The following is a 21,047-nucleotide window of genomic DNA, read 5'->3' as shown; positions in this document are numbered from 1 at the left end:
CCTTATTGTTCGCGGATAACAGGTGGCTGCCAGCTATCCAGTGCTGTCATATCCGGTACATAGATCCGCATGAACAGATGAAATTCCCCGTCGGAAACAGGCAGCCAGTTAGAGGTGTCTTCCGGTGCATCCTTGGACAGGATAATATCCAATGTGCCGTCCGCATTCAGCTTGAAGTCGGAGCGGTCGTTGATGCAGTAGCGGTCGATGGAATTGTCAATGAGGAAATCATCCTCTCCGTAGGCGGTCACGGACCAGAAGCCGCCCTCCAGCGTGGGAGGAAGGGTTTCAAAGTGGAGTGTATACTTCTTTTCTCCGGTCAGCGCTGCGCCGGTCTCATCCACCGCTGTCTTGGGATAGATTGCCACGTCCACGGTGTTGGCGCCAAGCCCCACCAGCGCTACCATCGCGCGGTAGGTATACTCCGTGCCGAAGTCGCCGATGGGCTTGCCGTAATAGACCCACTGGCCGAGTTTCTGCGCATACTTCGCGCCGTCGGCGGCGAGCGTGGCGCGAAGCCCCTGAAGCATCTGCGTCCAGCGCTCGGCAGCTCCTTCGCCCAGGAGAGCGGCGTCGAAGGTCTTACCCGCGCCCACGTTGATGGCGGAGAGTTTCTTCAGCAGTTCCTTATCCGCATCGGCGGGCGGGTTGACCTGCATCAGAGCGTTAGCCGTATTGAAAAACTCTGCTGGCGTCATGGAAAGCACCTTGTTCACGGGAACAAAGTCATTTTCCTCTTTATAAGCTCCCTGCGGTGCGGCATACTCGCCTCCCTGTACATAAGCCGAAAGCGGCAGGAGCTGCATCTGCTCCTGAATAGCATAGACATTGGGCAGGTCCTCGTTCCCGGACAGCACCGTGCGGGTGATCGACCACATCGTTGCGGTGGGCACGTCCACGCGCGTCACACCGTCGGGCAGCTCGCCCTCCCAGCCGGGAAGCGCAATGGCATAAGCACCCGCCTTGTCCAGCACGGCGGCGGTGTTCGTCCACGCATCCAGAAGCTGCACATTGCAGAAGCGATCCGTTTCCGGCAGGACGTAGACCATAGGCTCTGTGCTGATGTCAAGCCATGCCTGCGAATAGACGGTATCGACGTTCGGCGTCACGACGGTGCGGAAAGAGGCGTCCGCCAGCTTTTTTGCATGGTTGAACTGATTGATGGGCGCACGGCCAGTCATGGTCCCGTCCGTATTGGTCGATAATGTTTTGGTTGCGTCGGTCAGCACCAGCGGGAACGCATAGATGTATGCCTCACTGACCATTTCCCACACGGTTTCAGTATCCGGTGTATCCGGCTGCGTTTTTTCGGCAGAGCAGGCGGAAAGAAACCCGCAGGAAAGCAGCGATAGTAGAATTGCAAGTATCTTTTTCATGTTGTCCTCCTATGATTCTCTTCTGTTTTTGGTCATCTCCTCGAAAGGGTTTGTGCGTATGGATTGACTATAAAGTCGTTTGTGATTTTCTCTTTATGGTAAACTATCGATTATTCCGCCCCTTTCTTTCCGCAAGCCGCACAAGGGAAGGCTTTACCTTTTCTCCGTATTCGCGCGACACACATACGCTGACCAGAAAGCGCATGGTAGGCGACATTTTATCCGCCAGCTCACCGAGATGATCCATCATGCTTTTGATGTCACTAATATCTTCAAGCACGATGGCAAACGCGGCTTTTTCAATTCGACTGATCGCTTCCTCGGCGCAGGCAAGAACGATTTCCTCTTTGGTGGAGAAGTAATAGTAGATGCCGCCGTTTTGCAGCTTTGCCGCCTTACAGAGGTTCTTTGTCGTGGCAAGGGTCAGCCCCTTTTCGACAAAGCAGTCAAGGCAGACGCCTACAAGCTCCTGTCTCTTTTCGGCTTTCTTTTCTTCCCGCAAAACACAATCCCCTCATTTCTGTGCATTATCCAGTGTTTCTTATAATAAGATATCAGACTTCACAAAATAAATCAGGCGATTGCTTGAATAAAAATTGTAAATTTTTATGATCACAATGCTTAATCAAACATCACAACAGCCTCTTTCAGCAGCCGCACCTCCGGCAAGCCATAGATGTACCGAATCGCCGTCCTTGCAAAGACATTGGACTTTACCGTATCCAACTCTGCCCCAGACGATCTCCGCTGTGCCGGTTGCAAAGTCAAATCTGATCTCTCCCCATTCGCCGTCATTGTCTACCTGATATAGGTAGACAGCGGCGGCTATTTTTTGTTCCTTTTGCGGCATTCGGTCTGCTTCAGCGTCACGGTATGGACAAGCCTGCTTTCAAGCAGCTTCAGGCACAGCTTGTCAAGCGTACGCCGGTAGAATCGCTTCGCGCCACTGGCGGTTGTACCCTCGAAATCCACCGCCAAGTCCTCAAAGGTAGACTGCATGGACAAAGGGCTGACGCGTCCACAGGTCATGCAGAGGCTTTCGCCGCCGACAGTTGCTCTGATCTGCTGGTTTTCCTTCTTGACATGAACAATGCTCCCTTCGTGATTGACAGTGTTTTTATTTCACTGTCCCTCATAAAGGGAGCATATCAATCAGAAACGGGGGTGATTTTGTAGTTTTTTGACAGCTTTCCTTGAGTCTTACTTTGCAAGTACAACGGAAATTTTGATTTCCTTTTCCGTCTCGCTCAGGTCGAACGCGCCGCCGTCTGCGACGCTCACACGCAGCTCATACAGTGTGCCGTCAGAAAGCTTATCCACGGCACTGCCTGCTTCATCCGTGATCGACCACAGTTCATTGCTGACCTCCACCAACGTTCCGTCCGCACCGTAGGCATAGAGCTTCAGCTCGGCAGTGCTTCCGGAAAGATTGTTCATTCGGAACGAGACCGTCGTGTTGGGGTGGACGTTTTCGACTGTCACGGTGTTGCGCCAACTTGCAACCGCTCCCTCGCCGCCGTCCTGTTCAAACTGTGCCTGCGACAGCACGTTCCGCGCGACCTTATCGAGATCGACCTTGCGGTACGGCATTTCGGGAAGATAGACGAAGCGGTCCTGCAAGCACAGCAGCTCCAGATAGCCCGTCGGGCAGTAGAGCGCGTTGCCGCTGTTTCCGGCGTACATCCCGATGGCCATATTGTTGTAGCCAAACTTGTTGGAAACATCCATCGTAAAGATGGTCTCGCCGGTCTCAAAGTCCAGAATGATGTATTGCCACATGCCGCTTTCCAGATCCTGCACATAGCCGTAGATATAGCCCGTCGCGGTGGAAAGTTTGAGAATCGATGTATCGCTCAGGTCATTTCGAGACCAGATACTCTTCATCTCATAGCCGGAATCGGTTTTAACCGTATCGACACGCTCCACACCGGGAGCAATCATGCTGTTGCCCTTCGTCAGCCAGTTTGTGTCATAGATGTTGGCGTAGCTCTGGATGGAAGAGTCACTGTTTGGATCGGCAAGGCCTGCGCTGCCTGCGCCGAACCAGTTGCACACGATAGTGCTGACGGTGCCCTCACTGTCGTCATAGACGATGGCAGAGTTTTCAACCGCCACCTGATAGCCATCGGGCAGCTCATCCAGCACCGGCAGACTTGCAACGATCTCACCGGTCTTCATATCGAGCGCCAGCAGCTTGACGGGGTCCGCGTTGTCGGTGAACATCACAAGCTCCGGCGTCAGCGACGGAGAGCAGCCGCCGCCCCAGGCAAGACCGCCGCCGGTGGTCTTGTCGCCTTCGCCGCTGACTTTTGCGCCGACGCTCTCATACGGTGTGCACCAGACGGCATCAACGCCGTTATTCGCGCGCAGCAGATAGCAGTTCTGGTTTGTCAGGATGACCGCTCCGTCCTTGGAGGCGGCAATGCCGTTTTCCGCGCCCTCGCCGGGGGTAAGCTCATAAACAAAGACCGCGTCGGAGAGGTCAGCCTGCTCGCCATTGAGAATTGCATCGATGGCGGGGCGCGCGATATAGCCCAGCACACCCTGCTGCTCACGCTCCGGGTAGATGCGGAAGCCGCCGGTTGCAAACCAGAGGTTTCCATCGTAGTCAAAGACCACGGACAGAAGATTCTGCGTCAGCTCCTTGCCGAGCGCAGCCTCGGCTGCCGCCTTGATGTCAATGTCCAGTACCTTTTCAAATTCAGGCAGGACGTTTCCTGCTTCATCGGTTGCCCGCAGCATCAGCACATGATTGTTGCTGGTTGGGCAGACGATGCGGTTTTCTGAGTCCATGAACGTATAGGAGCTCTGGATGACGTAACCGCCGCCGTCATGCTGCTTTGGGGAGAAATAGCCCAGCGTCGTGGTTTCCTCCGCGTTCAGATCGCGGATGGCGATGCCGCCGAGAAGCGGAACGACTGCGTGGCCGTAGCTGTCAAAGTAAATGGCAGGCGAAGCGTTCGCGTTGGTTTTTTCATAGGAAACATTGATCTCCGGATAGATGCCGAGTGGCAGGACTTCATCCGTAGAGTCGGTATTGTAGCCGTCGTGGTGAATGTTGGCGTCGCTCTTTGCCATATATGGGTTTTCGTCAACACGTTTGGCATTCATGGCCTTTACCGGCAGGGCAGTGCTTACCGCGGAGTCTGTATTCGATGCAGGCATGTCGGAAGACTGCTTCGCACCGCAGGCTGCCAATGTCAGGCACAACACACCTGCCAGCATAAGGGTTGGTACAGAACATTGTAACTTTTTCCTTTTCATTGATATCCTCCATTTTTGTGCTTATTGTCCCGGTTTGGTTCGATGCCCGTTTATTCAATCCAGGCATTAAGTCCTCGCTGGAATGCTTCTTCGGAAACCGGCTTCATCAGGAAATAATCGGCCCGCAGCCGGAAGGCATGAAGAGAGAAATCCAGGTCACTGCACCATATCATCCGGCATGCGGGGCATAAGGACCGAAGGTGCTCCGCCGCATTCAACCCTGCCACCCCGGAAAGTGCAATGACGGCATTGGTTAGATCAGCTTTCTGCGCTATTTCAAAAAAATGTTCCTGATCGTCATATTGCATGACCTGCGGAAACAGCCCCTTCGCTTCACAAAACCGGGTAATTTGCTCGGCGTAGCGCTGCCGCTCTGCTTCCTGTTCTGCCAACACTGCAATACGATACACAGATCTCACTCCTTCCTTCATCCGATTTAGCATCTTGCTTGCGCTCAGTATAAAAAGGCCATTCGGTTTTTTCAAGCGCCGTAGCACGAAAGGGTCGATTTTGGCACGAATTCCGACAGCAGTTCTTAGTCATCCTCGACAAGCTGTGATATAATTATCTTGGAATTTAAGCACAAGGAGAGGACCCTGCATGAGAATTGCGATTGTTGATGATCTTGCCGCGGAACGCACACTGCTGAAAGGCCGGCTGGAGTGGCAGCTTCAGCGGAGAAACGTACAGGCGGATATTCTGGAATACGAAAGCGGCGAGATATTTCTGGAAGCGGCAAGGAAAGCGCCCTTTACTGCCGCATTTCTGGATATTTATATGGATGGCATGACGGGCATGGAGGCGGCAAAGAAGCTGCGGAAAACCGACACGGACTGCCTGCTGGTTTTTATCACGACCTCGACCGACCATGCGCTGGAGGGCTTTCAGGTACGGGCGCTGCACTATCTGGTCAAGCCCTTTACCGAAGCGGACATCGACGCGCTGACGGACGAGCTGCTTGCCCGCATACCGCAGCCGGACAAATATATGGAGCTAAAGGTGGAGGGAAGCGAGATCCATCTGCGCTATCAGGACATCGTCTACGCAGAACACTTCGCCCACTTGATCTACGTCCATACGACGGTTCAAAAGACGCTTGCCACACGCCAACCCTTCAAGACGTTCATCGCCCCACTAAAGGATGACACACGCTTTTTTGTGTGCGGGCGCGGAGTGATCGTGAATCTGGAACACGCGAAGGAGCTGGAAGGTGCCGCCTTCCGCATGGCGGACGGAAGCCGCGTATTTGTCAGTCAGGACCTTCTGAAAAGCGCCCGGCAGGCGCTTATGGAATTCCTGCTTCAAAGGGGGCGGATGGTATAATGGAGCTGCTGCGTCCAATTCTGGAACTCGGCGTGGTGATTCCCGGCATGCTGCTTGCCTGCTTCCCGGTAAAATCCAGTTTAAAGCAGCCGCTGTCAAAGCTTGTTTTGTGGCTTGCCCCGCTGCTTGCGCTGCTTTGTGCCGCCGGAGGCATGGTGTGCTATGCGCGCCGTATGCCGACTGCGCCGGTGCTTGCGGGGCTGACCTTGCTCGCAGCCGTGATCTACATAAAAACGCTCCGGATCACGCTTTGGAAATCCGGAACGGTTGCGTTGTCCGTCTGTGCGGTATTTGCCTGTATCAACAGCCTTTGCCGGGCGATCAACGCCGCTATGCTGGCCGGTTTGCCGCAGGCGCAGGCTGCGCCATGGTTCTGTCTGCGGGCCGTGATTTGCTATCATGCGATCTGCTGGCTGTTTGCCGCCATCGCCTATTATCCTGCGACGCACAGCGTGCGGAGGATGGTCGAGGACGAAAATTTTGCGCAGACCTGGTATGTGTTCTGGGTGCTGCCGCTGGTGTTCATTGCGCTGAATCTGTTTATGATCCCCAAGTATGCGGACACGCTCTATACCGGACGTGTTTTGCAGGGGTATTTTGTGATCAGCATCGCACTTTTGTTTTTGATGCTTTTCTTCAACGCAATCTTTCTTCTGATGGCGATCAGCATCAACCGGAATGTGAGATTGCAGCAGGAGAACCAGCTGCTTTCCATGCAGCAGCAGCACTACGAAAGCCTGAAAGCTGCCATTGAGGAAGCACGGCAGGCGCGGCACGATCTGCGTCACCAGCTATGTCAGCTCGCCGCCCTTGCAGAAGAAGGGAATCTTGAAAAGATCAAAGCCTATCTTTCCGGCGCAGTTTCCAGAATCCCGAGTCTGGAGCTGCATTTCTGTGAAAACCGGGCGGCAGACGGCGTGGTCGGGCATTACTGCGCACTTGCGAAGCGGGAGCAGATCCCATTTTCCGTGCAGCTCGATCTGCCGGAATGTCTTCCTGTAGACGAAATCAATCTGTGTCTGGTTCTCTCTAATCTGCTGGAAAATGCGCTGGAAGCCAGCCTGCGTACTGCACCTGCCAGACGCAGAATCGAGCTGACCGCCTATCTGCATGGAAACAGTCTGGCCCTGATTCAGGTTGAAAACACCTATGACGGAGTCATCCGCGAAAAAGGTGGCATATTCCAGTCCTCCAAGCGAAAAGGAGACGGCGTCGGACTTCAGTCTGTCCGTCACATCGCAGAAAAATCCGGCGGGGTGAGTACGGTTACCTATCAGGACGGCCTGTTCTGTGTAAAGGTCATGCTCTGCGGGTAATTATGCCCTGCCTTTCCAAAACGGCACGACCACAGATTTCAGCAGTCTCGCTTCCGGTAATCCCTGTATGTACCGGATCGCCATTTTTGCAAAGACGTTAGATTTCACTGTGTCCCAATCTGCCAGTTTTACTATCTCGGCTGTGCCGTTCTCAAAGTCAAACCGCAGCTCGCCCCATTCGCCGTCGTTGTCCACCAAATATTCGTAGACAGCGGCGGTAATCGTTTCACCTGTTTTCCGACACTCCGTCTGCCGCAGAGAAATTGTGTGTGCGGGATTGATCTTCGTTGCTTTTGCCGTGCTCGTCGGAAGAGCTGGTTTTTCCGAAATCCCCATCTCAAACGGCACAACGGCATCTTTCAGCAGTCTTGCTTCCGGTAAGCTCTGAACAAACCGGAGCGCCGTTTTTGCGAAAACGTTGGACTTCATCGTATCCCAATCCGCCAGCTTTACGACCTCCGCTGTGCCGTTTTCAAAATCGAACCGAATTTCGCCCCATTCGCCGTCGCTGTCCGCCTGATACAGGTAGACAGCGGCGGCTATTTTTTGTTCCTTTTGCGGCGCTCGGTCTGTTTCAGCGTCACGGTATGGATCACACCGCTTTCCAGCAGCTTCAGCCGCAGCTTATCCAGTGTGCGCCGATAGAATCGCTCCGCACCGCTGGCTGTCGTTCCTTCAAAATCCACCGCTAAATCTTCAAAGGTGGACTGCGTGGACAAGGGGCTGACGCGCCCGCAGGTCATGCAGATGGCGTTCCGCTTTTCCAGATACCATTGCTCTTTGTAGGAAAGCTGCTCAAACGCTGCCGTGACCGCCTTTGCCTGTATTCCGTTCCATAGGATTTCGGCGTAGTTCCAGCTATCGTCGCGCGTCACATCCTCGCCGGTTTCTTCGCCGTCCTCGTCCTGCTCCGTGCGGTAGAGGGAAACAATGCTGCGGTTGCGCTGGGCAATGGTCAGCAGCTCATCTGCGGATACGCTATCGTCCTTGTACCCGCTTTGAGCGGCAAACGCGGAAACTACCTCCGCGCGTCTCTTACCCGAATTGTTATAGATTGCGCCGATCTGGCGTACACGTCGGTACTCTGCAAGACTGGCAAAGGAACCGGCTTCGCCTATCATGCGGCAGAACAGCAGTCCGTCCCGGATATAGTGCTTCGCATATTTCAAAAACTCCGTTTTCTGCTCCGGGTCGAACTTTGGCAGACAGTATAGCAGCATTTGCAAAACTTCCAGCTTGTAGTCCAGAAACCGCGCCGGGTCATAGCGGTCATATCCGTTGCGGGTAAGAAAACGGTAGATCACGCCATTCAGCTGCTTTTCAAAGTGGTGCAGGAAGAAGGAAAAGTAGGATAAATCTCTTTTCCGGACAGCTCCCATGTGTAGCCCGCAAGCTGTGCCGGTATCAGTTTGTCACGGTTATCCTCCATGTCTGCACCTCCCACCGCTATGGCGTTCCATTACCGCTCTATCGTTTCTTTCACTTCCGCCAGCAGAGCCGCCTGCTCCATCTCGGCGGCATAGCCGCCCTGCGCATAGCCACTGTCTTGCAGGGCCTTTTCCAGCTTGCTTTTTGCCAGTGCTTTCATTGCGGCGGCGGTCTGCTCGTCCAGCGTACCGCGGCCAAGATACTGCGTGATCGTGTTAAACCGCTTTGTATAGATTTTCTTGATAGGATGGTCGGCGGCAAGCTCCCGCTGCTCCCGTCCACGAAGATTCCCGACTTGACGGCAGGTGCGCCCGCGTTTGTCTCCGGGAGCCAGACCGTCACAGTACTTGGCATATCTTGCGTCGGTAGTCAGGAACCATTTCCCGCAGACGGCGCATTTTCTCGGCGCGTGTCCGACGCATAGACCCTCGTACAGATCGGAGCGGAACATAGACACAAAAGACATATAGTGCATCCGGCGCATGAGCTGCGGCGCGTCTTGCGCGGAGCGGACGGAAGATACATATTGAATTGTTGTGTTGGAAAATGCCTGCCATGACTTGTCATCCAGCGACAGCTTCGGCTGTCCGGAGAATATCCTGCCAAACACCTGCGCATAGCCGTCCGGAGTCCGTTTCCCCTTATGCAGCTCGTCTGCAAACGCCGTCATACCACTTTTGTAGTTGAGAATGGTGGCGGGGAGTTCCTCCGCAAGGGTGATGATCTTCGTTATGCCAACGCCCTGCCTGAACTGTTCGTTGAAGGTGGCCAGCAGCCCAACCACGGCGGCAGCCTGCACATAGGCAAGGGTATTCTGAATCCCTTCCTCCGAGAAGATATGCTCCACACGCCCGTTGTAATAAGCAGCGTCGGCACGGGAAAACGGCGGTGTATCCTTCGCAAGCTGTATCATATGCAGAACACTGCCCTTGGCAGGACGAAGCAACTCGGCAGTCAGATTGTTCTCTTTGATTGCCGCGACGATCTTCTGCAAGGGAATACTTGCCTGTGCCAGCTTTTCCCTCAGCGTATCCGGGATGTTCAGAGCTTCACAGCCAATGGTGCCGCCGGGTACGGTTTTGCCCTCGTAGGTCACACTGTCCTGCCAGTAGTCCAGCGTCAGCAGATTGTGGTCAATGATTGGTGTAGCCATGCGCTTACTCCTGTCATGTTTTTTGAAATGAACTTGTCATGCCATCCGCCTGTCCGCAAAGAATCTGAACATAAAACAGACAGAGAGGTGAAGAAACAGCCTCTTGAATCTATTTTACGGAGGATACAGCATGAACCTTTTTCAAAACGTCAAATATGGCGTGAACTGTCGGGAAGCTGCGGAACGGTACGGGGTATCTATCAACCGGCAGGGCAAAGCCCTCTGCCCGTTTCACAACGACCGGCATCCCAGCCTGTATGTGGCAGACGACCACTTTTATTGTTTTGCCTGCGGCGCACATGGGGATGTGATCGACTTTGCCGCGAACTTTTTTGATCTGCCGCTTTACGAAGCCGCCCAGCGTCTTGCGGCAGACTTCGGCGTTGATGCAAACCAGCCGCCGACAAAGGAAGTTCTTGAAAAACGCAGACAGAAAGCAGAAGCACCGGATGAACGATTTGAGGAAGCCTGTCACAAGCTGGACGAGGCGGAATATTACTTGGATATTCTTGCTTTCGGGGATTCCTATGAACGTGCCGAAGTTGTCAATTATCTGCTTGTAGACGGTCGGTTGGACAAGCTCAAGGAAAAAATCAATGGGAGGGATGCAGCGTGAACAAGAAGTATGCCGGGTTGGATTTTCCAGCATGGTTCGATGGCAAGGATGTTAATGAGGCGGCTTTTTGCCGGGAATTTCTGTCAAAGAACAAGCTCATCTATGCGGACAACGCATTTTTCACACCGGACGGACGGCTGACAGACCCGCTGCTGCTGAAAGAAAAAATCTACGCCGAGTTGGAGTGCTACGCCGCAAAGAACATTCCGCGCACCATTTCCAATATCGTGGAGATCATGAAGCTGGCGGCTCATGCAGAGAGCTTCCCGCCGAAGCCGGATGAGATTCATGTGCAGAACGGGACGCTCCGCATCGACGGCAGCTTTCTTGCGGGACGGTCTGAGATCGTGCGCAGCCGGTTTCCCATCGACTACAATCCGCAGGCAGGAAAGCCGGTTGTCTGGCTTCGGTTTCTTTCCGACCTACTCTACCCGGAGGACATCCCAACCTTTCAGGAGTATATCGGCTATTGCCTCATTCCCAGCACCAAAGGGCAGCGCATGATGATCCTCAAGGGCGAGGGCGGCGAGGGAAAATCGCAGATCGGTCCTGTGCTGGCGCGTCTGTTTGGCTGCAATATGAAAGACGGCAGCATCGCCAAAATTTCCGACAACCGGTTTGCCCGCGCCGATCTGGAACACATTCATCTTCTTGTGGATGACGATATGAAAATGGAGGTGCTGAAGCAGACCAACTATGTCAAATCCATTGTTACCGCACAGGGCAAGATGGATTTGGAACGCAAAAGCGTCCAGAGCTATCAGGGGTGGATGTACGCCCGCCTACTGGCGTTCTCCAACGGCGATTTGCAATCCCTCTACGACCGCAGCAACGGTTTTTACCGCCGTCAACTGATCCTGACCACAAAAGAGAAGCCTGCTGATCGTGTGGATGATCCCGACATTGCCGAGAAGATGAAACTTGAGATCGAGGGCATTTTTCTCTGGGCATTTGAGGGCTTACAGCGGCTGGCGGCAAACAACTTCCGTTTCACGGAAAGTCTCCGGACGCTGAACAACCGGAAGTATGTCAAGCGCGACGCGAACAACGCCATCGACTTTATGGAGTCCACCGGCTATATACGGCTGAAAGCGGATATGTCCGTCACCTCCAAGGAGCTGTATGCCATTTATGGAATCTGGTGTGATGAGAATGGGCTGACACCCATTCGGCAGCGCTCGTTCAGTGATTTTCTGATGCGGAATCTAAAAACGTACAATCTGGAGCATACGAACACCGTCACGAATGCCACCGGGCGCAGAGTGTGGGGGTATCTGGGCATCGAGCCGCTGATCAGTCCCCGTATATCTGAGAATTGGGGCAAATCGCTATGTACGTATGTACCGGAAAGCTGACGCGCACCCAATCGTGAACAAGTCTGCCCATGCCGTGAAATGCTGCCTGCCCTGCACCGCCGGTACGTATGTACACAGCAAAATGCCGTAATTCCGCTATCTACAGAGTGCCGGTAGGATGCCAAAAACGGCACATTGAAGTCAATCCTTGTGAAATTCATGGAAATTTTCACCGCAAGCCGAATGCAATGCACCGCCCGGTGATTTACCAAAGCGTGAAGCTGCTGCACCGGACTGCGGCATATCCTGCCGTTCCGCATGACCTCTCGCAGAACGATGAAGCCGATAGGGGGCTGCTGCGTACAGGGCATCACAAACGGAAATTTGAGCGGATTTGCGGCATGGCAGATTTTTCATCTCCCCGCACACCAGCATCACCGATACGAAACCACACTACACGAAATTATGGAGGTAAAAATTGATGAAATCCAATCTGAGAAATGAGAGCAAGTCGTACATCGTCCGTCAGGGAATGACCATGCAGGAGGTGGTCGATCTGTTGCATGACGAACACGGCTGGTCTGACAGCGTATCCAACCTATCCAATAAGCTCCAACGGGAGTCCCTGCGCTATGTTGAAGCCGTTCAGCTTGCCGATGCGCTGGGGTATGAGATCGTCTGGCAGCGAAAGAAAAGCTGACGAACCGAGAATATCCCGAAAGTCCCACCGGGACTAAGGGCGCACTTCTATACTCTCCTGACGGGAGTATGTGCGTCCTGCGGAGCCTATCGCCCAGACAGTTGCGTGTCCGGGCTGTTTTGCGTCGCGTTGCTCCGTACAAGTGGCTGCACCCCTTGCGATGCTTGCGCATCTATCCCTGCCCACTTCGCAGCGGAAACAATCTGCTGACGCAGACAATTTCCGCCGCAAAGTCTGAACAACTATTTCACTAATTTCGAAGGAGGTCACACAATGCCTAAACAGAAAAACCTTGCCGAGCTGAATGCCGAGAAAGAAAAAATTGAGCAGCAGCTTGCACAGGAGCAGCACAAGAAGCAGCGTCTGGAAAACCGAATCGCCTACTATGAGCGCGGCGACCGAACCAAACGCGCACACAACCTGATCGTCCGCAGTGCGGATATGGAAAGCATCGCTCCGCTGACGAAGCTGTTGACACGCGCTGAGTTTTATGCCTTTGCCGAAAAGACATTTGACCTGCCGGAGGTCAAATGTCTGCTCATGGAAGCGGTCAACGAACACAACCGGACTGAACAGAAAGAGGGGTGCTGAGTATCGCGCTATTCCATTTTCATGTAACGCAGATCAAGCGCGGCGCAGGGCAATCCGCTATTGCGTCTGCCGCCTACCGTGCCGGGGAAAAGCTGCACAGCGAATACTACGTCGAGATCAGCGACTACACCCGCAAAGGCGGCGTGATCTGCTCGGAAATCCTGCTGCCGTCCCATGCGCCGCCAGAGTATGCAGACCATGAAACACTCTGGAACGCCGTGGAGAAAGCCGAGCGCGGAAAGAAAGCGCAGCTTGCGTACAGCTTTGACATTGCCTTGCAGAACGAGTTTTCCATGCAGGAGAACATCGCTCTGGCAAGGCAATTTTTGTTGGAGAATTTTGTGAGCCGGGGCATGATGGTGGACTTTGCCGTTCACTCGCCAGACAAAGAGGACGCCAGCATTTCCAATCCGCACTTTCATGTCATGTGTCCCATTCGTCCTTTGGACGAACACGGCAGATGGGGCAACAAGCAGCGGCGGGAATATCTGCTGGACGAGCATGGGGATCGCATCCGGGACGAAGCAGGAAACTATGTGTTCAACGCTGTGCCAACCACCGATTGGGGCAAGCCAGAGACGTTGGAAGAATGGCGGCAGGCGTGGGCTGATCTGTGCAATCAGAAGTTTGCGGAGAAAGGTTTGGATTGCCGGATCGACCACCGCAGCTATGAGCGGCAAGGCATCGAGCAGATTCCTACCGTCCACGAGGGACCGCCTGTCCGCGCGATGGAAGCGAAGGGCATCCGTACCGACAAGGGCGACTTCAACCGCTGGGTTCGCAAAACCAACGCCATGCTGCGGGAAGCAAAGAATAAAATCGCCTCTTTGCTGAAATGGCTGAAAGCGGTTAAGGAAGAACTCTCCAAGCCGCAGCCGCCCATGCTGAACGATCTGCTGATGACCTATTACAATTTCAAAGGAGGTTCGAAACCATCTCCAGTACCGTAAAGTGGGGGCTTATCATCTTACCTATAACGCTTGCGTCAAACGTGTTTCCTGTCTGAAATCCCATATCTGCACAGAATGCCATGCTTCCAGAAAGTATACCTTATGCAGGCGCTGTTCCATGTGCAATGCTTTCTGTAAGGATTTCGAAAAAAAAACCTGCAGACGTCTTCTAAAGCCGCCCTATGTCTGTAACGGCTGTGGAAAACGCTCTGTATGTAGTCTGGAAAAACGGCTATATATAGCTGACTTTGCCCACCGGGAATACCGTGATATTCTTTCGGAATCCCGCACCGGTCTTTCTTATTCCGAAGATGAGATCCGTTATCTTGATGAATTCATTTCTCCTCTGATCCGTCAAAACCAGTCTCCACATCACATCTGCGCAACCAATGCGGATTATCTTACGGTAAGTGAAAGAACCATTTACCGGCTGATCGATGCACGCATCATCTCAGCCATGAATATCGATCTTCCAAGGAAAGTACGCTACAATGCGCGCAAAGTGGAGTGCCACCTGAAAGTCGACAAAGCCTGCCTGATTGGACGCACTTACGAGGACTTTAAGGGATATCTTCTGGAATATCCTGATCTCGCTATCACCCAGCTGGATCCTGTGGAAGGGAAAAAGGGCAACAAGGTCCTTCTTACCATTCACTTCGTAAAAGCAGAACTTATGCTTGCTTTTCTCCGTGATCACAATGATTCCCAGTCCGTGATCGATATCTTTGAACGGCTTTACTTTGAACTGCGTCCGGACCGTTTCTGCTCACTGTTTAAAGTCTGTCTTGCAGATAACGGCACCGAATTTTCAAATCCGAAAGCAATCGAATACGACCGGCAGGGAAATCTGCGCTCCCGTATTTTTTATTGTGATCCGAGCGCTCCTTATCAAAAGGGCTCTGCGGAACGTAACCATGAATTTATACGCTGTTTTCTTCCGAAAAGAACTGACCTTGCTCCCTATTCGCAGGAGGATATCCGTCTCATGATGGATCATATCAACTCTTACAGCCGGGAAAGTCTGGGAAATAAATGCCCTTATGATGTATTTTCTTTTCTCTATGGACAGGAGATTCTGGATCTTCTTGGGTGCCACAAAGTTCCTCCCCAGGACGTGACACTCAATCGATCCATTTTTCACAAAGAGGGCAGCCATGAGAGTAGATAAGGATTCCATTGATTACCAGGTTAATTTAGTCGCCTTACAGGAGATGGAAGAAGCCGTTCCCATGACGCTAAGAGAACGACGGTGTCTCCGAAAGTGGGTTCATAAAGGCAATGAAGTCGAATCAAATCCATGGAACTACATGAATTCTGACGGAATGCCCCTGAACTACCTGCAGGCTTTTCGCATCAGATTTGGCTATTCCAACGGTCCATGGGACTACTGGAAAGGCTCTGACACAGAGCTTCTTTGGGATGAACAGCACCACTGCTTTCTCTCCAAAGATGAATTCTTTTAACTGACATGACAAACCGGGACACAGCTGCATAGGCCTACTCATACGGGTGGAATTTACTAAGGCAAAAAAAACAGGAAAATCCCCGTCCGACATGCGGACAGGGATCAACCAGACATTTACTTTGACAAACCGGAATTCACTTTGTCATTTGACCTTTTTAATTGATGTTCTACTTATTTATTATTCTGTTTTAAATACAGAAATCTCCGATTTCAGATCATTCATATTATCACCCAGTGACTGAGCCGTCTGATTCATGGTATCTACATTCTCCTGCAGTTTTGCAGCAACACTCTGAACCAGTTTTGTTCCCTCTGCTGTTTCTGCAATAATATCCGAAATATTCTTTACTGCTGCCAGAGTATCTTCACGCTCTTTATCCGCCTGCTCTGTACTGGATACGATTTCTTTTAACGCATCAAACAGTTTCTGCATGCATTGGTTCATATCATCAAACACTCCAACTACTTCCTGCACTGCCTCTGTCTGAAGTGCAACCATATCCCGTGCCTGTTTTGCATTTTCTACGCTGTTTACAGTCTGATCTGTGATATGAGTTACATTGTTCTGAATTTCTCCGGCTGCCTCTGCAGAATGATCTGCAAGTTTCCTGATTTCCTCTGCAACCACTGCAAATCCTCTTCCTGCTTCTCCTGCTCTTGCAGCTTCGATGGAAGCATTTAAGGAAAGCAGATTTGTCTGTTCTGAAATATCTGTAATTGTCTCTACAAACTCGTTGATAATCTCAGATTCTTTTTTGAGCTCCTCAATACTGGTCTCAACTTTGATTGTTACATCTGTTGTCTTTGTTGCTCGTTCGCCCAGAGTCTGAACCATCTGCATACCATGATTGATCATATTTTCAGCTTCAGAAACCAATCCTTCAACCTGACCTGCAATACTGCTGACATTCTGGATCTCTTCAGAAAGCGTATCTGTTTTTCTTACACATTCCTCTGCATGTTCGGACTGTTTTGTAATACCATCATTGATCTCATCAATTGCCTGAATGATATTCACGGAATAATCTTTCATAACATTCGATGCCTGACGTACTTCCTGTGCCGATGACTCTAATGTATCGGTTGCTCCGCTTACCTTTTGGACAAGCTTTTTATTATTATTAATCATATGATTTGCAACCACTGCAAGGTTATTAAATTCATCATGACCTTTTACGCTGACTTTTGTTGTAAGATTTCCCTCTGCAACCTCTTCAAGTCTGCCGGAAATGCGTTTCATATTTTTCTGGATTCCGGTACTGATGATAATGCCAATCAGCACTGCAACAACGCACGCAATCAGTACGACTGCAATCGTCACATTGCGGATATCATCTGCCTGTCCATTAACGATCTCCATTGGTACAAGTGCACATACAGCAGCATTTGTACGCTCCATCCTGCTGTAAAAGAACAGATAACTTTTTCCGTTTATGCTGACTTCTTTCGTGGTCTGCTGATCTTCAAGATTATTAAAGAAATCCTGTCCATAAAATACAGTTTCTCCATCTGCTCTTGTACTTTCCTGACCATCCGGAAGTTTTTCTGAAATAATCTCTCTTCCCGACTGGGTTACAAAACCAATAATGCTGCCTTCCCCCATGTCAAGACTGTCAAGGAACTGTTTAATTGCAGATGCCTTGATATCGATAACGATAAATCCTTTACCTGACTGTGGTGTCGTCTGATATGCCATAATATAATCTGACTGTTTTAAACCAAGTGTATCATCTAATGTATTATGGTAATCAACCCATTCCGGTATTTTTTTTCCATTATCAGAATATCCCAGCATTTCATTCTTATAATCTTTGTAGATACCCATCACTGTTCCGCCTGCCTTTGTGGATAACATCTGGACATCTTCTTCTGTCACAATATGTATATTACTGATAAAGTCATTTCCTGCCTGAGACGCACGAATACTTGATCCAACGCTGTTAATAACCGTTTTTCTCTGAACCGCATCTGTTTCATACAACCCTATCATGTATTTTCCCAGATCCGATTGGAATGCATACTTTAATGCTTCAGCTTCAATAAACGAGTTACTTACGTCTAGATATTGGTTTGCCATATTAATGGTCTGTTCATTGGAATCCCGGAATGTATCATACATACCTGCGGCTGCTTTTTTATAAGAAAATACCCCAACCAAAATTAAAAACAGAATCGGTACCAGAAAACATAAAAAAATCTTCGCACGTATACTGAACAATACACCTTTTTTATTCTCCATGCTTTGCACTTTTGTGCGTTTTAAAGCTTTTTTTGTCCTTTGCTTTTTTACACTTTTCACAGCTGTTTTCATCTTCTTATTGGCCATAATACTAACCCTTTCGAGCAGAATATTCTGCCTCTTCCCCATGTAATATTTTTAAAATATATACTAGAATATCACAAAAAATAGATTTTAAAAAGTCAATTTTTGTAAATTTATACTTTTTATTGCCTTTTTTGTTTCTTTCTAATTACGAATACAACAAAAGACTTTAGGAAAAACCTAAAGCCTTCTATTTTCAGAGGCGACAATCGGAATCGAACCGATGATAAGGGTGTTGCAGACCCGTGCCTTACCGCTTGGCTATGTCGCCATATAATATTTTTAATGACTCCGACGGGAATCGAACCCGTGTTACCGCCGTGAAAGGGCGATGTCTTAACCGCTTGACCACGGAGCCGGAGTATCATCCGTATTAACAAAAACTATGATTTACCGGATAAAAAAACTCCCCGAGTAGGACTCGAACCTACGACAGCGCGGTTAACAGCCGCGTGCTCTACCAACTGAGCTATCGAGGAATATGAAATATATAACAAAACGACGTATTTGATACGTCATTTATATCATATGCATTGTATGTGGATACCTTCAAAACTTCATACAGAACTCCGTCAACCAACTGTGAAGTTGCAAAGCAACTTCCAATGCGAACATCGTTCGCTATTTGGTCAAGCCCTCGATCGATTAGTAACAGTCAGCTCCACATGTTACCATGCTTCCACCTCTGCCCTATCTACCTTGTACTCTTCAAGGGATCTTACTTCCTTATGGAAGGGATATCTCATCTTGAGGGGGGCTTCACGCTTAGATGCCTTCAGCGTTTATCCCTTCCGGACTTGGCTACTCTGCCATGCCGTTGGTCGACAGCAGATACACCAGTGGTCCGTCCATCCCGGTCCTCTCGTACTAAGGACAGCTCCTCTCAAATATCCTCCGCCCGCGCCGGATAGGGACCGAACTGTCTCACGACGTTCTGAACCCAGCTCGCGTACCGCTTTAATGGGCGAACAGCCCAACCCTTGGGACCTGCTACAGCCCCAGGATGCGATGAGCCGACATCGAGGTGCCAAACCACTCCGTCGATGTGAACTCTTGGGAGTGATAAGCCTGTTATCCCCAGGGTAGCTTTTATCCGTTGAGCGATGGCAATCCCACTTTATGCCACCGGATCACTAAGTCCTACTTTCGTACCTGCTCCACCCGTCGGTGTCGCAGTCAAGCTCCCTTCTGCCTTTGCACTCTTAAAATGGTTTCCGACCATTCTGAGGGAACCTTTGAGCGCCTCCGATACCCTTTCGGAGGCGACCGCCCCAGTCAAACTCCCCGCCTGGCATTGTCCCACCGCTGGATCACAGCGGCTGGTTAGAAACCCAATACTGCAGGGGTGGTATCCCAACAGTGACTCCATTGAAACTGGCGTTCCAATTTCTCAGTCTCCCACCTATCCTGTACATGCAGTACCGAATCCCAGTACCAAACTGGAGTAAAGCTCCATGGGGTCTTTCCGTCCTGGCGCGGGTAACCAGCATCTTCACTGGTACTTCAATTTCACCGGATGCATTGTCGAGACAGTGCTCAAATCATTACGCCTTTCGTGCGGGTCGGAACTTACCCGACAAGGAATTTCGCTACCTTAGGACCGTTATAGTTACGGCCGCCGTTTACTGGGGCTTAAATTCAAAGCTTCATCTTGCGACTAACCTCTCCTCTTAACCTTCCAGCACCGGGCAGGCGTCAGCCCATATACTTCACCTTACGGTTTCGCATAGACCTGTGTTTTTGCTAAACAGTTGCTTGAGCCTATTCTCTGCGGCCCACCCTGAAGTGGGCACCCCTTCTCCCGAAGTTACGGGGTCATTTTGCCGAGTTCCTTAACAATGCTTCTTCCGTCGGCCTTAGGATTCTCTCCTCATCCACCTGTGTCGGTTTACGGTACGGGCACATATAAAACGATAGCGGCTTTTCTCGGCACATGGCTCACATACTTCGCTACTTTTATTTCGCTCCACATCACGTCTTTGGCTTGCCAGGCGGATTTGCCAGCCTGACGCCTCTTCCGTTTGTACCGGTATTTCCATTCCCGGCTTATGCTTTCCACATGCGTCCCCACAGTTCTGTTTATATGTGGTACAGGAATCTAAACCTGTTGTCCATCGGATACGTCTTTCGACCTCTCCTTAGGCCCCGACTTACCCAGAGCAGATCAGCTTTACTCTGGAAACCTTAGATATTCGGCCGGAAGGATTCCCACCTTCCTCTCGCTACTCATTCCGGCATTCTCTCTTCTTATCCCTCCACTGCTCCTTCCGGTACAGCTTCGTCGGTCTTAAGAATGCTCCTCTACCAATCACTATGTGATTCCTAAGCTTCGGTGTCGTGTTTCAGCCCCGGACATTTTCGGCGCAGGACCTCTCGACCAGTGAGCTGTTACGCACTCTTTGAATGTATGGCTGCTTCTGAGCCAACATCCTGGTTGTCTTTGAAATCCCACATCCTTTTCCACTTAACACGCACTTTGGGACCTTAGCTGTAGGTCTGGGCTCTTTCCCTTTTGACCACCCAACTTATCTCGTGCAGTCTGACTCCCATTCATCATCTACATGGCATTCGGAGTTTGATATTCTTTGGTAAGCTTTGACGCCCCCGCGGAAATTCAGTGCTCTACCTCCATAAGACTAAAATGAGGCTAGCCCTAAAGCTATTTCGAGGAGAACCAGCTATCTCCGGGTTCGATTGGAATTTCTCCCCTACCCACACCTCATCGCCACCCTTTTCAACGGATGTGCGTTCGGTCCTCCATTGCCTTTTACGGCAACTTCAACCTGGACATGGGTAGATCACCCGGTTTCGGGTCTACGCGTGCTGACTGAACGCCCTGTTCAGACTCGATTTCTCTTCGGCTCCACACCTTAAGTGCTTAACCTTGCCGGCACGCGTAACTCGCCGGACCGTTCTACAAAAAGTACGCGGTTCATCATTTAAAGATGTTCCACAGCTTGTAAACACAGGGTTTCAGGTTCTCTTTCACTCCCCTCCCGGGGTCCTTTTCACCTTTCCTTCACAGTACTATGCGCTATCGGTCACTAAGTAGTATTTAGGCTTACGGGGTGGTCCCCGCTCATTCCATCAAGGTTTCTCGTGTCTCGATGTACTCTGGATCCCGCCATGTCGTCTTTCCTTTCGCTTACGGGGCTTTCACCCTCTCTGGCAGGCTTTCCCAAAACCTTTCTGCTAGGATCAACGAATCAATTATGCGGTCCGAACCCCACGGTGCACGCACCATGGT

18 protein-coding genes, 3 tRNA genes, 1 rRNA gene and 1 pseudogene (1 of these 23 only partly in view) are annotated in these 21,047 nt (G+C 51.0%); 10 read left to right on the top strand and 13 right to left on the bottom strand.

Translation table 11 applies throughout. The features are described 5' to 3' along the window. Positions 1-2 precede the first annotated feature (2 nt). The 5 genes from RIL182_RS00240 to RIL182_RS00215 form a co-directional block, all read right to left on the bottom strand. The gene (locus tag RIL182_RS00240) at positions 3-1,376 is read right to left on the bottom strand and encodes a DUF1254 domain-containing protein (RefSeq protein ID WP_015561501.1); all 1,374 of its coding nucleotides are present in this window, start codon (positions 1,374-1,376) and stop codon (positions 3-5) included. Positions 1,377-1,479: 103 nt separating this feature from the next. After that, complete coding sequence (locus tag RIL182_RS00235; protein WP_006857150.1) at positions 1,480-1,878, bottom strand: TetR/AcrR family transcriptional regulator; 399 nt, start codon at positions 1,876-1,878, stop codon at positions 1,480-1,482. A gap of 123 nt (positions 1,879-2,001) precedes the next feature. Beyond that, positions 2,002-2,226, bottom strand: a complete 225-nt coding sequence (locus tag RIL182_RS00230; protein WP_006857151.1) for a hypothetical protein — start codon at positions 2,224-2,226, stop codon at positions 2,002-2,004. Between the two features lie 350 nt (positions 2,227-2,576). After that, entirely contained in the window at positions 2,577-4,640 is a 2,064-nt protein-coding gene (locus tag RIL182_RS00220) for a PQQ-binding-like beta-propeller repeat protein (protein WP_006857153.1), read from the bottom strand. Positions 4,641-4,690: 50 nt separating this feature from the next. After that, a complete protein-coding gene (locus RIL182_RS00215) occupies positions 4,691-5,035 on the bottom strand; it encodes a response regulator (protein WP_243128754.1) in 345 nt (114 codons plus the stop codon). A gap of 205 nt (positions 5,036-5,240) precedes the next feature. On the opposite strand from RIL182_RS00215, the gene RIL182_RS00210 reads away from it, so the two are divergent. After that, positions 5,241-5,963: a LytR/AlgR family response regulator transcription factor gene (locus tag RIL182_RS00210; protein ID WP_006857154.1), complete on the top strand. Its 723-nt coding sequence runs from the start codon at positions 5,241-5,243 to the stop codon at positions 5,961-5,963. Further along, positions 5,963-7,279 carry a sensor histidine kinase gene (locus RIL182_RS00205; protein WP_006857155.1) on the top strand — a complete coding sequence of 439 codons (1,317 nt, stop codon included), beginning with the start codon at positions 5,963-5,965 and terminating at the stop codon, positions 7,277-7,279. Before RIL182_RS00210 ends, RIL182_RS00205 begins: the two co-directional genes overlap by 1 nt. Here RIL182_RS00205 and RIL182_RS00200 read toward each other — a convergent pair whose 3' ends face one another. The 3 genes from RIL182_RS00200 to RIL182_RS00190 all read right to left on the bottom strand — a co-directional run bounded on the left by RIL182_RS00200 (position 7,280) and on the right by RIL182_RS00190 (position 9,860). Continuing rightward, entirely contained in the window at positions 7,280-7,708 is a 429-nt protein-coding gene (locus RIL182_RS00200) for a hypothetical protein (protein ID WP_006857156.1), read from the bottom strand. A gap of 110 nt (positions 7,709-7,818) precedes the next feature. Then, the gene (locus RIL182_RS21040) at positions 7,819-8,658 is read right to left on the bottom strand and encodes a hypothetical protein (protein WP_006857193.1); all 840 of its coding nucleotides are present in this window, start codon (positions 8,656-8,658) and stop codon (positions 7,819-7,821) included. An 80-nt stretch (positions 8,659-8,738) separates the two neighbouring features. Beyond that, positions 8,739-9,860, bottom strand: a complete 1,122-nt coding sequence (locus RIL182_RS00190; RefSeq protein WP_006857157.1) for a DUF6076 domain-containing protein — start codon at positions 9,858-9,860, stop codon at positions 8,739-8,741. A gap of 130 nt (positions 9,861-9,990) precedes the next feature. Between RIL182_RS00190 and RIL182_RS00185 the strand changes: the two genes are divergently transcribed. The 8 genes and pseudogenes from RIL182_RS00185 (at position 9,991) to RIL182_RS00150 (ending at position 15,475) form a co-directional block, all read left to right on the top strand. Continuing rightward, positions 9,991-10,476, top strand: a complete 486-nt coding sequence (locus RIL182_RS00185; protein ID WP_006857158.1) for a CHC2 zinc finger domain-containing protein — start codon at positions 9,991-9,993, stop codon at positions 10,474-10,476. Beyond that, the gene (locus tag RIL182_RS00180) at positions 10,473-11,831 is read left to right on the top strand and encodes a DNA primase family protein (protein WP_134522966.1); all 1,359 of its coding nucleotides are present in this window, start codon (positions 10,473-10,475) and stop codon (positions 11,829-11,831) included. The genes RIL182_RS00185 and RIL182_RS00180 overlap by 4 nt, the downstream gene beginning before the upstream one ends. Positions 11,832-11,899: 68 nt before the next feature. Further along, positions 11,900-12,253, top strand: a complete 354-nt coding sequence (locus RIL182_RS21035) for a hypothetical protein (RefSeq protein ID WP_006857194.1) — start codon at positions 11,900-11,902, stop codon at positions 12,251-12,253. After that, positions 12,253-12,471, top strand: a complete 219-nt coding sequence (locus tag RIL182_RS00170; protein ID WP_006857161.1) for a phosphoribosylglycinamide formyltransferase — start codon at positions 12,253-12,255, stop codon at positions 12,469-12,471. Before RIL182_RS21035 ends, RIL182_RS00170 begins: the two co-directional genes overlap by 1 nt. 273 nt (positions 12,472-12,744) lie before the next feature. Beyond that, entirely contained in the window at positions 12,745-13,062 is a 318-nt protein-coding gene (locus RIL182_RS00165; RefSeq protein ID WP_006857162.1) for a DUF3847 domain-containing protein, read from the top strand. A gap of 2 nt (positions 13,063-13,064) precedes the next feature. Further along, positions 13,065-13,973, top strand: a pseudogene (gene mobQ, locus RIL182_RS00160) (MobQ family relaxase); the annotation flags it as partial. Positions 13,974-14,130: 157 nt separating this feature from the next. Next, positions 14,131-15,180 (top strand): IS30 family transposase, encoded by a 1,050-nt coding sequence (locus tag RIL182_RS00155; RefSeq protein WP_006857164.1) that lies wholly within the window; start codon positions 14,131-14,133, stop codon positions 15,178-15,180. Continuing rightward, on the top strand, positions 15,167-15,475 hold the full coding sequence (locus RIL182_RS00150; protein ID WP_006857165.1) for a hypothetical protein: 309 nt from the start codon (positions 15,167-15,169) through the stop codon (positions 15,473-15,475). Before RIL182_RS00155 ends, RIL182_RS00150 begins: the two co-directional genes overlap by 14 nt. A 180-nt stretch (positions 15,476-15,655) precedes the next feature. Here the strand turns inward: RIL182_RS00150 and RIL182_RS00145 are convergent, their stop codons facing one another. The 5 genes from RIL182_RS00145 to RIL182_RS00125 all read right to left on the bottom strand — a co-directional run. Further along, entirely contained in the window at positions 15,656-17,716 is a 2,061-nt protein-coding gene (locus RIL182_RS00145) for a methyl-accepting chemotaxis protein (protein WP_242655564.1), read from the bottom strand. A gap of 284 nt (positions 17,717-18,000) precedes the next feature. Next, positions 18,001-18,071, bottom strand: a tRNA-Cys gene (locus RIL182_RS00140). 15 nt (positions 18,072-18,086) lie between these two features. Further along, a tRNA-Glu gene (locus tag RIL182_RS00135) sits at positions 18,087-18,158 on the bottom strand. A gap of 48 nt (positions 18,159-18,206) precedes the next feature. Beyond that, positions 18,207-18,279, bottom strand: a tRNA-Asn gene (locus RIL182_RS00130). Positions 18,280-18,425: 146 nt separating this feature from the next. Next, positions 18,426-21,047 (bottom strand): 23S ribosomal RNA (locus RIL182_RS00125); it runs 294 nt beyond the window's last position.

This window comes from Roseburia intestinalis L1-82, assembly GCF_900537995.1.
GTDB classification, from domain to species: Bacteria; Bacillota; Clostridia; order Lachnospirales; family Lachnospiraceae; genus Roseburia; species Roseburia intestinalis.
This window is presented reverse-complemented; position numbering and strand designations above follow the sequence as displayed.

Excerpts from the sequence above, each read along its gene's own strand:
- RIL182_RS00240 (WP_015561501.1), bottom strand. The coding sequence starts at position 1,376 with ATGAAAAAGATACTTGCAATTCTACTATCGCTGCTTTCCTGCGGGTTT.
- RIL182_RS00230 (WP_006857151.1), bottom strand. The coding sequence starts at position 2,226 with ATGCCGCAAAAGGAACAAAAAATAGCCGCCGCTGTCTACCTATATCAG.
- RIL182_RS00220 (WP_006857153.1), bottom strand. The coding sequence starts at position 4,640 with ATGAAAAGGAAAAAGTTACAATGTTCTGTACCAACCCTTATGCTGGCA.
- RIL182_RS00210 (WP_006857154.1), top strand. The coding sequence starts at position 5,241 with ATGAGAATTGCGATTGTTGATGATCTTGCCGCGGAACGCACACTGCTG.
- RIL182_RS00205 (WP_006857155.1), top strand. The coding sequence starts at position 5,963 with ATGGAGCTGCTGCGTCCAATTCTGGAACTCGGCGTGGTGATTCCCGGC.
- RIL182_RS00200 (WP_006857156.1), bottom strand. The coding sequence starts at position 7,708 with ATGAAGTCCAACGTTTTCGCAAAAACGGCGCTCCGGTTTGTTCAGAGC.
- RIL182_RS21040 (WP_006857193.1), bottom strand. The coding sequence starts at position 8,658 with ATGGGAGCTGTCCGGAAAAGAGATTTATCCTACTTTTCCTTCTTCCTG.
- RIL182_RS00190 (WP_006857157.1), bottom strand. The coding sequence starts at position 9,860 with ATGGCTACACCAATCATTGACCACAATCTGCTGACGCTGGACTACTGG.
- RIL182_RS00185 (WP_006857158.1), top strand. The coding sequence starts at position 9,991 with ATGAACCTTTTTCAAAACGTCAAATATGGCGTGAACTGTCGGGAAGCT.
- RIL182_RS21035 (WP_006857194.1), top strand. The coding sequence starts at position 11,900 with ATGTACACAGCAAAATGCCGTAATTCCGCTATCTACAGAGTGCCGGTA.
- RIL182_RS00170 (WP_006857161.1), top strand. The coding sequence starts at position 12,253 with ATGAAATCCAATCTGAGAAATGAGAGCAAGTCGTACATCGTCCGTCAG.
- RIL182_RS00165 (WP_006857162.1), top strand. The coding sequence starts at position 12,745 with ATGCCTAAACAGAAAAACCTTGCCGAGCTGAATGCCGAGAAAGAAAAA.
- RIL182_RS00155 (WP_006857164.1), top strand. The coding sequence starts at position 14,131 with ATGTGCAATGCTTTCTGTAAGGATTTCGAAAAAAAAACCTGCAGACGT.
- RIL182_RS00150 (WP_006857165.1), top strand. The coding sequence starts at position 15,167 with ATGAGAGTAGATAAGGATTCCATTGATTACCAGGTTAATTTAGTCGCC.
- RIL182_RS00145 (WP_242655564.1), bottom strand. The coding sequence starts at position 17,716 with ATGGAGAATAAAAAAGGTGTATTGTTCAGTATACGTGCGAAGATTTTT.